General features: G+C 35.9%; 12 protein-coding genes and 1 pseudogene. 11 read left to right on the forward strand and 2 right to left on the reverse strand.

Features of this window, described 5'->3' with window-relative positions; all coding sequences use genetic code 11:
* Positions 1–141 precede the first annotated feature (141 nt).
* A complete protein-coding gene (locus Q0L29_RS15520; protein WP_296623103.1) occupies positions 142–1,146 on the reverse strand; it encodes an adenosine kinase in 1,005 nt (334 codons plus the stop codon).
* A gap of 209 nt (positions 1,147–1,355) precedes the next feature.
* Positions 1,356–2,252 (reverse strand): glycerophosphodiester phosphodiesterase family protein, encoded by an 897-nt coding sequence (locus Q0L29_RS15525; protein ID WP_296623105.1) that lies wholly within the window; start codon positions 2,250–2,252, stop codon positions 1,356–1,358.
* 85 nt (positions 2,253–2,337) lie between these two features.
* On the opposite strand from Q0L29_RS15525, the gene Q0L29_RS15530 reads away from it, so the two are divergent.
* From Q0L29_RS15530 to Q0L29_RS15580, 11 genes and pseudogenes are all read left to right on the forward strand, one after another.
* On the forward strand, positions 2,338–3,735 hold the full coding sequence (locus Q0L29_RS15530; protein ID WP_296623107.1) for an MATE family efflux transporter: 1,398 nt from the start codon (positions 2,338–2,340) through the stop codon (positions 3,733–3,735).
* 60 nt (positions 3,736–3,795) lie between these two features.
* Complete coding sequence (locus Q0L29_RS15535; RefSeq protein WP_296623109.1) at positions 3,796–3,984, forward strand: DUF433 domain-containing protein; 189 nt, start codon at positions 3,796–3,798, stop codon at positions 3,982–3,984.
* 367 nt (positions 3,985–4,351) lie between these two features.
* Positions 4,352–4,516, forward strand: a complete 165-nt coding sequence (locus Q0L29_RS15540) for a hypothetical protein (RefSeq protein ID WP_296623110.1) — start codon at positions 4,352–4,354, stop codon at positions 4,514–4,516.
* Between the two features lie 122 nt (positions 4,517–4,638).
* The gene (locus Q0L29_RS15545; protein ID WP_296623112.1) at positions 4,639–5,775 is read left to right on the forward strand and encodes a CaiB/BaiF CoA-transferase family protein; all 1,137 of its coding nucleotides are present in this window, start codon (positions 4,639–4,641) and stop codon (positions 5,773–5,775) included.
* 361 nt (positions 5,776–6,136) lie between these two features.
* Complete coding sequence (gene mraZ / locus Q0L29_RS15550; RefSeq protein WP_296623114.1) at positions 6,137–6,583, forward strand: division/cell wall cluster transcriptional repressor MraZ; 447 nt, start codon at positions 6,137–6,139, stop codon at positions 6,581–6,583.
* A 5-nt stretch (positions 6,584–6,588) separates the two neighbouring features.
* Positions 6,589–7,494, forward strand: coding sequence for a 16S rRNA (cytosine(1402)-N(4))-methyltransferase RsmH (gene rsmH / locus Q0L29_RS15555; protein ID WP_296623115.1), 906 nt, complete (start codon positions 6,589–6,591; stop codon positions 7,492–7,494).
* Positions 7,491–7,874 carry an FtsL-like putative cell division protein gene (locus tag Q0L29_RS15560; protein ID WP_296623116.1) on the forward strand — a complete coding sequence of 128 codons (384 nt, stop codon included), beginning with the start codon at positions 7,491–7,493 and terminating at the stop codon, positions 7,872–7,874. The genes rsmH and Q0L29_RS15560 overlap by 4 nt, the downstream gene beginning before the upstream one ends.
* A complete protein-coding gene (locus tag Q0L29_RS15565) occupies positions 7,864–9,960 on the forward strand; it encodes a penicillin-binding protein (protein ID WP_296623118.1) in 2,097 nt (698 codons plus the stop codon). The genes Q0L29_RS15560 and Q0L29_RS15565 overlap by 11 nt, the downstream gene beginning before the upstream one ends.
* Positions 9,960–11,426 carry a UDP-N-acetylmuramoyl-L-alanyl-D-glutamate--2,6-diaminopimelate ligase gene (locus Q0L29_RS15570; RefSeq protein WP_296623119.1) on the forward strand — a complete coding sequence of 489 codons (1,467 nt, stop codon included), beginning with the start codon at positions 9,960–9,962 and terminating at the stop codon, positions 11,424–11,426. The genes Q0L29_RS15565 and Q0L29_RS15570 overlap by 1 nt, the downstream gene beginning before the upstream one ends.
* 12 nt (positions 11,427–11,438) lie before the next feature.
* Entirely contained in the window at positions 11,439–12,656 is a 1,218-nt protein-coding gene (mraY, locus tag Q0L29_RS15575) for a phospho-N-acetylmuramoyl-pentapeptide-transferase (RefSeq protein ID WP_296623121.1), read from the forward strand.
* A 167-nt stretch (positions 12,657–12,823) separates the two neighbouring features.
* A pseudogene (locus Q0L29_RS15580) lies at positions 12,824–13,022 on the forward strand (UDP-N-acetylmuramoyl-L-alanine--D-glutamate ligase); the annotation flags it as partial.

Consider the following 13,022-nt stretch of genomic DNA (forward strand, 5'->3'; position numbering starts at 1 on the left):
AAAAGCTTTTCCATATAATCCAATATACTGCGTTATCTTCCCTCGATATAGCCCGCTATATCTTCTCAAAGACGCCTTGTCTATTGAATTATATGAAAATCTGAATTTACAAATTAGAGTCGAACTCAGGTTAATAATTAATTACTCTCCCTTCCATTTATTCAGTATTTCTTTAGCATCCGGCCAGGTTAATCTTGGACCAAATTGCGTTACTATTTTTGAACTAGCTAAAGATGCTAATTTTCCTGCATCCGCATAACTATGCCCATTCGTGATGGCATATAAAAATGCACCAGCAAACATATCTCCGGCACCGTTTGTATCCACGGCCTTAACTTGATAAGGCTCTATATCAATGAAAGTATCTCCGTCATAGATAATCGCTCCGTTTTTACCTTGAGTGATAGCAAATCTTTTGGCTACTTTTTTCAATTCTTCTCTGATGCTATCAGTATCACTCTCTCCTGTAAATAAAGCTGCTTCTTCTTCATTACAGAATAATAGATCTACGCTTGCACCTACAACAGATTCCATTTGTTCTTTAAAATATTTCACCATTGCTGGATCTGAGAACGTTAAAGCTGTTTTTACTCCATTATCTTCTGCTATTTTCTTAGCTTTCTTCATGGCAGCTAAACCGCTTTCTGAAGTCACCAAATAACCTTCTAAGTACAAATATTTTGAATCTTTCAACGCATATTCATGGATTTCCTTTTCAGAGAAATCAGCAGTTATACCCAGGAAGGTATTCATAGTACGCTCAGCATCAGGAGTGGTCATGACCAATACTTTTCCTGTTGTGCCAACAGGTGCAGTTTCTGGGGTCAAAACGGTGTCAATTCCGTTTGCTTTCAAATCATTTAAAAAGAAAACACCTTCTAAGTCATTAGCTACTTTACAAGAATAAAATCCTTTGGCTCCTAACTGACTAGCGGCAACTAAAGTGTTGGCAGCAGAACCTCCACCTTGCATATGTTCTTCTGTAATTTTCATAGAATTGAGCAATTCCGCTTGGCGCTCTTCTTCTACTAAGGTCATCACCCCTTTTTCTACTTTATTTTCAAGTACGAATTCTTCAGATACTTCCGTGATAATATCTACCAAGGCATTTCCTATTCCGTAGACATCATATTTTTTGTTAGACATATAATTTTAATTAGTAATTAATGATTAAAGATTAATAATTTTTGAGATTGCTCTCATTTGATAATAAAATTAAGCTGCCATATTGTGATCTTAAAATGGTTGGTGTACCACCAACCATGGAGACAGTTTCCCCTGGTCGGTGGCACACCGACCAGAGAATTAGTTAGGTAAACCTGACAGTTTTTAATTTCTTAAATCAGAAAACAAAATTAAGGATTATTGCGGAATTTGTCGGCTAATTCAGGATAATCTGTAATGATGCCATCAACGCCAATTTTAAGGAGTCTTGCAGCATCCTTTTCTTCATTTACGGTCCATGGAATTATTTTTACTCCTTTTTCATGAAGGGCAGTCACCATATTTTTATCCACTAATTGATGATAAGGGCTATATATTTTAGGTGTAAACCCTAATTCTTCAAACTGCTTTTCCCAGGCACCACTTTCATATACAAGTGCTGCCAAAGGAACTTTTGGATAGGTTTTATGGAAGTGTTTTAGTACATCAAAATCAAAAGACTGAATGTTCCATTTCTCTTGTGGGTATTCCATGAAAAGTACTTTAAATACCAGTCGGCTGAATTTTTTAATGTTAGGGTGATATTCATTTTGCATGCCATCCTCATATTTGATTTCCACATTCATATGAGGAAGTTCTTTCCCTTCTTTCTCACAATATTCAATTGTTTTTTTGATGATGTCATAAAGCAAAGGTTTAGGAGCACTTAATGTTTTTTGATGTGGGAAATCGGGGTTTCCAATACTTCCACAATCGCACTTTTTCAGTTCCTCATAAGTCATTTTATAAATGTTCCATTCTTTTTCTTCCGCTTCAGTGATTGGATTTCCGGCAGTATCTAAGCAGATTTTATGATTTAGAAATGGTTCATGAGAAAGCACCACTTCTTCATCTTGGGTGATGACTACATCCATTTCCAAAGTAGTCATATTTTGGTCTATGGCATATTGAAAAGCGGCCCAGGTATTTTCAGGGTAAACTCCTCTGGCACCTCTATGGCCTTGCCAATCTATGTTTTCGTAGGTTTCGGGAGTTTGGGTGCAGGCTGAAGTCATAATTATCAAGCAAAATAGAAGTAGATTTTTCATTTTGATTATCAATTTAAAATAAGATACAGCAATTTAATCAGTTAAAATTAACTCATTATTAATTTTTTGCGTAATTCGCACTTCAATGCTCCAAAGAATCCGAAAATATGTCTTATTTCTTCAATATGCCATAAAAGGCACCAATGAAGATTTGACTAATATAAAAATTAGTCGAGCCATTATTCTATTGTCAGTTCCTATGGTTTTGGAAATGGTGATGGAGTCATTATTCGCAGTAGTAGATGTATTTTTTGTGGCTCAGGTGAGCACAAATGCTGTAGCTACGGTGGGTCTGACCGAATCGGTAATTACTATAGTTTATTCTTTAGGAATAGGATTAAGCATGGCGGCAACAGCTATGATTGCCCGAAGAATAGGAGAGAAAAAGAAAAAGGAAGCTTCTCATACAGCTGTTCAAGCCATTATTTTAACGATTATCATTTCTTTGGTTCTAAGCGTTGCAGGATTTATTTATGGTGAGGATGTTCTGCGCTTAATGGGTGGAGAAGAAGAACTGATCCAGGAAGGAAAATGGTACACTAAAATTTTATTTGCTAGTAATGGCACTATTATGCTGCTATTCGTGATCAATGGAATTTTCCGTGGTGCAGGAAATGCGGCAATAGCCATGCGTGCTTTATGGATTAGTAATATTCTCAATATGCTGCTCGATCCGCTCTTTATTTTTGGTTGGGGACCAGTTCCTGCTATGGGGGTAACAGGTGCTGCAGTAGCTACCACCATTGGGAGAAGCATTGGGGTTTTATACCAATTATATCATTTATTAAAAGGAACTGGAGTAATCAGTGTTTCCTTTCAGCATATCAAACTTGATTTCGCTATCATTAAGCGCTTTATTAAAATTGCATCAGGCGGTGTGGGGCAGTTCCTCATTGAATCGGCAAGCTGGATATTTTTAGTGAGAATTATTTCCAATTTCGGTAGTGAAGTTTTGGCAGGATATACTATAGCACTCAGAATTATAATTTTCACTATTCTCCCTTCTTTTGGGATAAGTAATGCCGCAGCTACTTTAGTAGGCCAAAATTTAGGAGCAAAACTGCCTGATAGAGCAGAGAAATCTGTGTGGCTTGCTGCGCGATATAATGTGATTTTCCTATTCTCTGTTTCCTTGATATTCTATATATTTTCAAATGAAATCGTGGGCATTTTCACCAATGTGGAAGCCGTAAAAAAAGAAGCAATCAAGGCAGTTCGCTATATCTGTTTTGGTTATATTTTCTTTGCCTATGGAATGGTGTTAAGTCATTCTTTCAATGGAGCTGGAGATACGAGAACCCCAACTATTATTAATTTTGTAAGCTTTTGGCTCTTCCAGATTCCCTTAGCCTATTTCATGGCAAATAATTTGGGCTTAGGTTCAGATGGTGTTTATCTGGGGATTGTTTTTGCTTTTACCCTTTTAGCCGTAATTTCAATTATTTGGTTTAAAAGAGGGAGGTGGAAATTGATGGAGGTTTAAAGCTGAATAAATGTTATTTGTCAAAGAGAAAAAAAACATGAACTTTAAGAAAAAAGCATTATGAATTATCAAGATAAGATAACATCTAATCCCAAAGTTATGCTTGGAAAACCTGTTGTGAAAGGAACTCGCATTACGGTAGAATTAATCTTGAAAAAGATTGCAGGTGGATATTCCTTTGATGAAATTATTGAAATGTATCCTCATATCACCAATGATGATATTTTAGCTTGTGTGCGATTCAATTGACATAAGAAAATTAATTTAGTGGTGAAATTCTTGTAAAAGTTTTATGAAAAATCAACTTTTAACTAAAACTACTAAATTTGCTCGAAGAGTGCGGGTGGGAGGACAAAACAGCGGGCCAGCGTTGGGTCAAGCGTTGAAGCATTGTTTTGTCTTGAATTTTTGATTCTTTTTGTTCAAGCAAAAAGAATGAGATGTAAATGTAGGATGATAAACCACAAAACCATTAATTCTTCAGCTTTCCATTCCAAGTAAAAACCTCAATTTTTAGAATTTACTTGACATGTCCTATTGTTAGCCACTAGCTAGTAATTTTAATTGTGGCTGAGGCATGAAATGATTTTTGTATCCAACTTAAAAATAATTCAATATGTCACGAAGTATACATAAAACATTTAAAGATGTTAAAGGGCTTACGAAGAAGGAACTTATAGAACAGCTCAATGATCCAAATTCAGACTTAGCTTTATTGGCTAAAAAATCATCAATTAAAAAGGAAGTTTTAAAACAAAGGAAAAAGAAAAGATCTCAATAGTAAAATGATAAAAACGCCTGAGGCGGTAGTATTTTCCACTAGCCGGAGGCAGTCGGAAGAAAATATTTTTAAATTCGCATTGTGAACTTTATCCCATTTAGCCCAGACTTTAAAGATTAAATATGCCCCCAATCTTCAAAAATTTACGCATCATAGAACTAGCCAATGTTTTAGCAGGACCTTCAGTAGGTCAGTTTTTTGCTGAACTAGGAGCTGAGGTCATTAAAATTGAAAACCCCAAAACAAAAGGAGATGTCACCCGCTCTTGGAAACTTAAAAGTGAAAATGCTGAGAGCTCAATTTCTGCTTATTTCTCGGCAGCTAATAGCGGAAAGAAATCAATCGCTCTAGATTTATGGAATCAAGAAGATTTATCCATTCTTTATAAATTAATAGCCAAATCCGATATCGTAATTGCAAGTTATAAATCTGGCGATGCTGAGAAATTGAAGGTTGATTACCAGTCGCTTCAATCAATTAATCCTAAAATTATTTATGGTCAAATTACCGGCTATGGTGATGAGGATGAAAGGGTTGGTTATGATGCCATCATTCAGGCAGAAAGCGGATTTATGAGTATGAATGGAGAGCCAGGCGGTAATTCTTTGAAAATGCCAGTGGCGCTGGTGGATGTTCTGGCAGCTCATCATTTGAAAGAAGCTATATTGCTGGCTTACATTAATTTACTTAAAAAAAATGAAGGTGCAAAAGTATCAGTTTCCTTATTTGAATCAGCTATTGCTTCACTAGCCAATCAAGCTACTAATTATTTGATAGCCGGACATGATCCTCAAAAAATGGGGGCAGAGCATCCTAATATTGCACCCTATGGAACAGTTTTAAAAACCGCAGATCAAAAGGAAATCCTTTTAGCGGTAGGAACAAATTCTCAATTTCGGAAGCTTTGCGATGTTTTGGGAATGCTTGAAATATCTGAAGATGATAGATTTAAAGCCAATACTCTAAGGGTAGAGAATAGAAAAGCTTTAAATCAATTATTACTGGAAAAAGCCAAGTTATTTTCATCTGATATTCTAATTCAGAAACTGAATACAGCTCAAGTTCCAGCAGGAAAATTACAATCCGTTGCAGAAGCTTTGCAAGGAAATGATGCTGAAAAAATGATATTAAAATCAGCCGAAATGAACTTCGGATTACGGAATTTTGCTTGCGATTTATCTTTTCTGGGAGAATTCTCCCACCTTACCCCACCTCCAGAATATGATCAAGACAGAGATGAAATTCTAGCTCTAATCTAAATTTTCGCATATTTTTTGATGATTAGGGATGAAATCCCATTCTTCAAACATTACACGCTTGAATTTTCATAAGAATTTTGTTTTTATCTGATAATCAAAAACTTATATAATTTGATTTGTTATACCTCATGAGTCATAAATAGCTGATTGTTAGTTGTTTGCTAAATTTTAATAGCTCCCTATTTAAATGTGAGATAATAATTGAAAACTCCTATTCACTGCTTTTGAGCTAGTTTTTCTTGTCTTTTTGACACCCAAAATGTAATCTTTTTCATAAAAGTGTAAAAAAGTGGGGGAAAGTGGTATGAAATGTCGCATATTGTTTTAGCTTTGCATATAAGAAATTGTGTAAACTATAAGCATGGCATTTTTCACCGGTGAATATGATTGTAAGCTAGACGCCAAAGGGCGCATGGTCTTGCCTGCCAAGATCAAAAACAGCCTACCTGAAGGGAGCGGTGATGAATTAGTGGTGCGCAGAGGTTTCGAGCCTTGTTTAGTGCTTTATCCGATGCTCGAATACAAAAAGATTTTTTCAAAGATTGCCGGTTTGAATGAATTTAATGCAGAGTATAGAAATCTTCAACGCAATTTCTTCAGAGGCAATGCAATCGTGGAACTTGATAGTGCGGGTAGAATTTTGATTCCTAAAAACATGATGGTGTTTGCCGGATTGGAAAGAGAATCAATAGTTGTGGGAATGGGGAATCGAGTTGAAATATGGGATGCATCAAAATATGATGATTATCTCATTAAAGACCAGAAAGAATTTTCTGATTTGGCTGAGAAACACCTTTTTGAATCTTAATCCCTATGAGCGAATATCACGAACCGGTTATGTTACAGCAATGTCTGGAAGGATTGGCTATTAAGCCCAATGGCATTTATGTGGATTTAACTTTTGGTGGTGGTGGTCATTCTAAAGCCATTTTGGAAAAGCTAACAGACGGGAAATTATTAGGTTTCGACCAGGATCAGGATGCAGAAGTTAATGCAGAAGCAATTGATCGTCAAGGTTTTGAGTTTGTTCAAGCAAATTTTCGGTTTGTTAAAAAATATTTGAAGTTATACCGCATCAAGCAAGTTGATGGGGTTTTAGCTGATTTAGGAGTGTCTTCTCATCAGTTTAATAAGGCGGAAAGAGGATTTTCTACTCGCTTTGATGCAGAATTGGATATGAGAATGGATCAGCATGCTCCAGTAACGGCAAAGGAGGTTATAAATGAATACAGCGAAGCAGATTTACATAAAATTTTCGGTCTTTACGGTGAAGTTCGAAATGCTAAAACTTTAGCTTCAGCCATTGTATCGGCCAGAGCTGCCAGTCCTATAAATACTATAGGAGAGCTGAAAGAGATATTGGGAAGATTCGCTAAGCGTGGAAGAGAAAATAAATATTATGCGCAGGTTTTTCAAGCGCTCAGAATTGAGGTGAATGAAGAACTTAAAGCGTTGGAAGAAGCTTTATTGCAAATGGAAGAAGTGATAAAGCCAGGTGGTCGATTAGTAGTGATGAGCTACCACAGCCTGGAAGATAGATTGGTGAAAAACTACATCAATAAAGGTAAATTAGATGGCGAGGAGGAAAAGGATTTCTACGGAAATGTTTTAAAACCCTTTAAAGCCATTAATAGAAAGCCTATTACTGCAGAAGAAGAGGAGTTGGAAATTAATAATAGAGCTAGAAGTGCAAAATTAAGAATAGCTGAAAAGTTATGAGCGAAAATACTTTTAAACAAAAGGATAAAAACAAAGCTAAGGATTCAGCTTCGGGAAGTATTTTTTCAAAGCTAGATAAAACTTTGGGAGGAAATAATGCAGAAGGAGGTTTGCCGGTGCATTATCTACCTTATGTCTTATTCTTAGTGGCAATTGGTATTTTCTATATCGGTAACAGCCATTATGCGGATAAAACAACTCGGAAAATCGATAAGCTTCATCAGGAAGTGGAAGATTTAAGAGCAGATTATACCACATTGAAGTCAGAATATATGTTTGCTTCCAAGCAATCGGAAGTAGCGAAGAAAGTAAAGAAATTAGGATTAAAAGAGTCGGATAAACCACCATTTAAAATAGTAGTAGAGAAAGGTGAATATTAAAAAGTCCATATTGCTCAGAGTACGATTAGCATTTTTGGCGATTGTCATTTTTGCAGGAGCTATTATGTACCAGATTTTCCATATCCAATGGATGGAAGGTGATAAATGGCAAAAGATGGCTGAGGAAATCAATATGAGCTATCAGGAAGTGAAAGCTACCCGTGGGAATATTTATTCGGATAACGGAAGCTTATTGGCTACTTCTTTGCCTTTTTATAAAGTAGCTTTTGATCCTACCATAGCAGATGAACAATTATTTAGAGAAAAAATTGATTCCTTGAGCTTGATGCTTTCTAAGAGCTTTGGGCAGAATACAACTTACTACAAGCAAAAAATCACTTCAGCCAGACAAAAAGGTAAACAGTATATTTTTCTATCGAATGAATTGATTGGTTATCAGAAGAAAAAGGAAATGGAAACCTGGCCTATTTTCCGAGAAGGAAGATTGGCAGGGGGTGTTATTTTCACTAAAACTGATAAAAGATTCAGACCATTTTCAAATTTAGCATTTCGTACGATCGGCTTTCTAAATGAGAACGATTATGGAGCAGGTCTTGAATATAGTTTTAATAAATATTTGGCTGGAACAAATGGTAAAGCATTATTTCAGAAAATTTCCGGGAGCAGCTGGAGACCAATAAATGATGGTTCCGAAATTAGACCTAAAGATGGTTTTGATATTCAAACCACCATCGATATCAATTTGCAAGATGTTTCCGAATCAGCACTCTTGCGCCATTTAATTCAGCATAATGCTGATATGGGTTGTGTGGTGGTGATGGAAGTAAAAACAGGTGAGATCAAAGCAATTTCTAATTTGAAAAAGCTTTCAAATGGAAAATATGGTGAAGTTTATAATTATGCAGTGGGAAGCCACGGCTTAAGAGAGCCTGGTTCTACTTTTAAATTGGCTTCCTATATGGCACTTTTGGAAGAAAAAAATATTCAGCTTTCAGATTCTGTAGACACAGGAGATGGGGAATACAAGTTTTATAAAGATAAAGTAAGAGATCACAAGCCAGGAGGTTATGGAACAATTTCTATTCGTGATGCTTTTGAGAAATCTTCCAATATCGCTATTGCTAAATTAATAGATGAGACTTTCCGCGAAAATCCACAGCGCTTTTTGGATTATCTAAAAACTATGGGGGTAACCCAGCCTTTAGGATTTCAGATGATAGGAGAGGGTAAGCCTAATATTCCTCCCATCAAGCAATGGAGTGGTATAACTTTGCCTTGGATGGCATACGGTTATGGATTAGAGTTGACCCCTTTGCATACGCTAACTTTGTTTAATGCGGTAGCTAATAATGGTAGAATGATTCGCCCTCTTTTGGTTAAATCTATTAAAAAGACAGACAAAGAAATTAATACTTTTAAAACTAGTGTGATTAGTGAGCAAATCTGTTCGAAAGAAACATTAGATAAATTAAAAATCATGTTGGAAGGAGTGGTCCAAAACGGCACAGCTTCCAATATTAATAATGCCGAATATAGAATTGCCGGAAAAACGGGAACTGCACAAAGCTTGAAAGATGGTCGATATGTTCGACAATATTATACATCATTTGCTGGTTATTTTCCAGCGGATAATCCTAAGTACTCAGCTATAGTAGTGATGGATAATCCTAAAGGTTATCAGCAATATGGTTCGGATGTAGCAGCACCTGTTTTTAAAGAGATTGCGGATAAAATATATGCGTTGGATTTGAATATGCATGAGGAGTATGAATTGGCAGAAAAACCTGAAACGGGTATTTTTCCCGTAGTGCAAGCAGGTAATAAAAACGATTTATCTTCTATGCTGAATTATTTAGGTGTATCGAATCATACTGATGGTCAGGAGTTGGAGTGGGTGAGAGCTTCAATCCATAATAATTCAATTAAATGGGAACCAAATAATCAACATCAGCAAGGCTTAGTGCCTGATGTGAGAGGGATGACATTAAGGGATGCATTGTATTTATTGGAAAATACAGGTTTAAATGTTGTAGTGAAAGGTGATAAAGGAAGAGTGAATTCACAATCACAATACCCGGGCTCAAGAGCATTGAAAGGAAGTACAATTAAATTAGAAATAGGTTAGTGGCTAACTTAAAAGACATATTATATAAAGTAAAATTAATCAGCATTTCTGGTGCTACTGATATTGCTATTGATGCTATTCAGTTCGATTCCAGAATTGTGGGTGCAGGAGATGTTTTTGTTGCTATAAAAGGTACTCAAGTAGATGGTCACGAATTTATTTCCAGAGCAGTGACTCAGGGTGCTGTGGCGATTGTTTGTGAAGATATTCCTACAGATATTCACCCTGAAGTGACCTATGTGCAGACTGATAATTCAGCCAAGGCGCTAGGTATTATGGCTGATAATTACTTTGGTCATCCTTCAGAGAAACTGAAATTGATAGCGGTAACCGGAACAAATGGAAAGACCACTACAGTGAGTTTGCTGCATCAGCTTTTTATGGATTTGGGCTATCATACTGGTATGATTTCTACGGTTCAAAATCAGATAAATAATGCGGTTATTCCAGCTACTCATACTACCCCTGATGCACTTCAGCTAAATTCACTTTTAAAGAAAATGGTGAATTCTGGCTGTAATATTGTTTTCATGGAAGCCAGTAGCCACGCTATTGAGCAAGAAAGAATGGCTGGATTAAAACTTTCTGGAGCTGTTTTTACCAATATTACACATGAGCATTTAGATTATCATAAGACTTTTGATAATTACATAAAAGCCAAAAAGAAATTATTTGATGATTTACCTTCCGATGCATTTGCCTTGGTAAACGTAGATGATAAAAGAGGAATGGTGATGTTGCAGAATTGCAAAGCATCAAAATATACTTATTCCTTAAAAATGATGGCAACTTATAAGGCCAAAGTTTTAAGTAATTCATTGCAAGGACTTGAGCTCAATATTGAGCAAAAGGATGTTTGGTTCAGACAAATAGTATATTTTAATGCTTATAATCTTTTGGCGTCTTATGCAACTGCTCATCTGTTGGAAGAAGACCCTGAAGAAATATTATTGCATTTGTCGCAAATCGAATTGAAGAACGGAAGATTTGAGCAAGTACCTAATAATGCTGGAATCACAGCTGTTGTAGATTATGCGCATACGCCCGATGCCTTGGAGAATGTTTTACAGACGATTGATAACATTAGAACCGGTAATGAACAAGTGCTGACTGTAGTAGGATGTGGAGGAAATAGAGATACAGCTAAAAGACCACTGATGGCAGAAATAGCTTGCAGATTTAGTGATAGAGTGATATTAACTTCTGATAATCCGAGACATGAAGAGCCTGAAGCTATTATAGCGGATATGCAAAAAGGTGTACCCATTTCTCAAGTTAGAAAAGTAACTAATCTACCTGACAGGAAAGAAGCTATAAAATTAGCTTGTAGTTTCGCACAAAAGGGAGATATCATATTAGTGGCTGGAAAAGGTCACGAAACTTATCAGGAAGTAAAAGGCGAGAGAAGCCACTTCGATGATAAGGAAGTAGTAAGTGAAATGTTGAATTTGATACATAATAAATAAAAAAAGAGAAAGGTGTTATATTATTTATTCGACTTCTTAAATAAAAAAATGGACTTGCTTGGAGCAGGGGTGTTTCAGTATATCTCCTTCAGAGCAGGTATGGCAACACTTTTGTCTTTGTTGATTACCATCACCTTTGGTAAGCAATTAATTAATAAGTTAAGAAGAAAGCAAGTAGGTGAAACTGTTCGTGATTTAGGACTTGATGGTCAGATTGAAAAAGCAGGTACTCCAACTATGGGTGGGATAATGATTATTTTAGCCATTGTAATTCCTGTTTTACTTTTCTCTAAAATCGATAATATCTACATCATTCTACTTTTAGTTTCCACCGTTTGGATGGGATTAATTGGGTTTCTGGATGATTATATAAAAGTATTTAAAAAGAACAAAGAAGGATTAAAAGGTAGATTTAAAGTTTTCGGTCAAATCGGTTTAGGCTTGATTGTTGGCTTAACTTTGTTTTACCATCCCGATGTAACTGTACGAGAATTTGGTTCTCCTGTAAGTGTTTCAGAAGGTGTAGAAATGGTAGCTGAAACTTCTTATGAAGATGTAAAATCAATGGTGACCACTATTCCTTTTTTTAAGAATAATGAGTTTGATTACAGCAGTATTTTACCTTTTCTTCCTGACGGTTCTACTGTTGTGATTTATGTACTGATTGTAATCTTTATTGTGACAGCAGTAAGTAATGGAGCTAATATTACCGATGGAATTGATGGATTGGCGGCAGGAACTTCAGCCATTATTGGTTTGGCCTTAGCTATTTTTGCTTATGTATCGGGTAATGCCATTTTTTCGCAATACCTCAATATCATGTTCATTCCGAATAGTGGTGAAATAGTAATATTCTGTGCTGCTTTTGTTGGGGCATGTGTAGGCTTTTTATGGTACAATACCCATCCAGCTCAGGTTTTTATGGGAGATACCGGAAGTTTATCTATTGGAGGAATTATAGCAGTTTTAGCATTAGTGATTAGAAAAGAATTATTGATCCCTGTTTTATGTGGGATTTTCTTGATTGAGAATCTCTCAGTTATCATTCAGGTCAGTTATTTTAAATATACAAAGAAAAAATACGGTGAAGGCAAAAGGATATTTTTAATGTCTCCTTTACATCATCATTATCAAAAGAAAGGAATTCATGAATCTAAAATTGTAAACCGTTTCTGGATCGTGGGCATTTTATTAGCCATTATTTCAGTAGCAACACTAAAATTGAGATAAAGCCCCTTTCAGCCGAGAGGCTGACCAGCCTATGGCTGGAATCCCCAAAGGGGAAATTAGGATAGTATAAAGAGAAAATTGAAATAGATTGAAGTAAAGTAGAAATAGATAAAAATAAGAGGATATATAATTGAAATAAGAAAACAGATAAATACTTTAAACAAACAGTGAAAAAACGAATCGTCATATTGGGAGCAGGAGAAAGCGGAACCGGTGCTGCTTTGCTAGCAAAAGCAAAGAGATATGATGTTTTTGTGTCTGATTTTGGAAGTATTAATGAGGCGAATAAAGAGAAATTAACTCAAGCTGAAATTCCATTTGAGGAAGGGAAGCATACTGAGAGTTTAATCTTAAATGCCGATAAAA

Source organism: Marivirga sp. (assembly GCF_024636815.1).
Taxonomy (GTDB): Bacteria; Bacteroidota; Bacteroidia; order Cytophagales; family Cyclobacteriaceae; genus Marivirga.

Bases quoted from the DNA above. Each gene is read 5' to 3' on its own strand.
- Q0L29_RS15545 (WP_296623112.1), top strand. From the start codon at position 4,639: ATGCCCCCAATCTTCAAAAATTTACGCATCATAGAACTAGCCAATGTT.
- Q0L29_RS15520 (WP_296623103.1), bottom strand. From the start codon at position 1,146: ATGTCTAACAAAAAATATGATGTCTACGGAATAGGAAATGCCTTGGTA.
- Q0L29_RS15560 (WP_296623116.1), top strand. From the start codon at position 7,491: ATGAGCGAAAATACTTTTAAACAAAAGGATAAAAACAAAGCTAAGGAT.
- mraZ (WP_296623114.1), top strand. From the start codon at position 6,137: ATGGCATTTTTCACCGGTGAATATGATTGTAAGCTAGACGCCAAAGGG.
- rsmH (WP_296623115.1), top strand. From the start codon at position 6,589: ATGAGCGAATATCACGAACCGGTTATGTTACAGCAATGTCTGGAAGGA.
- Q0L29_RS15530 (WP_296623107.1), top strand. From the start codon at position 2,338: ATGCTCCAAAGAATCCGAAAATATGTCTTATTTCTTCAATATGCCATA.
- Q0L29_RS15525 (WP_296623105.1), bottom strand. From the start codon at position 2,252: ATGAAAAATCTACTTCTATTTTGCTTGATAATTATGACTTCAGCCTGC.
- Q0L29_RS15540 (WP_296623110.1), top strand. From the start codon at position 4,352: ATGTCACGAAGTATACATAAAACATTTAAAGATGTTAAAGGGCTTACG.
- Q0L29_RS15535 (WP_296623109.1), top strand. From the start codon at position 3,796: ATGAATTATCAAGATAAGATAACATCTAATCCCAAAGTTATGCTTGGA.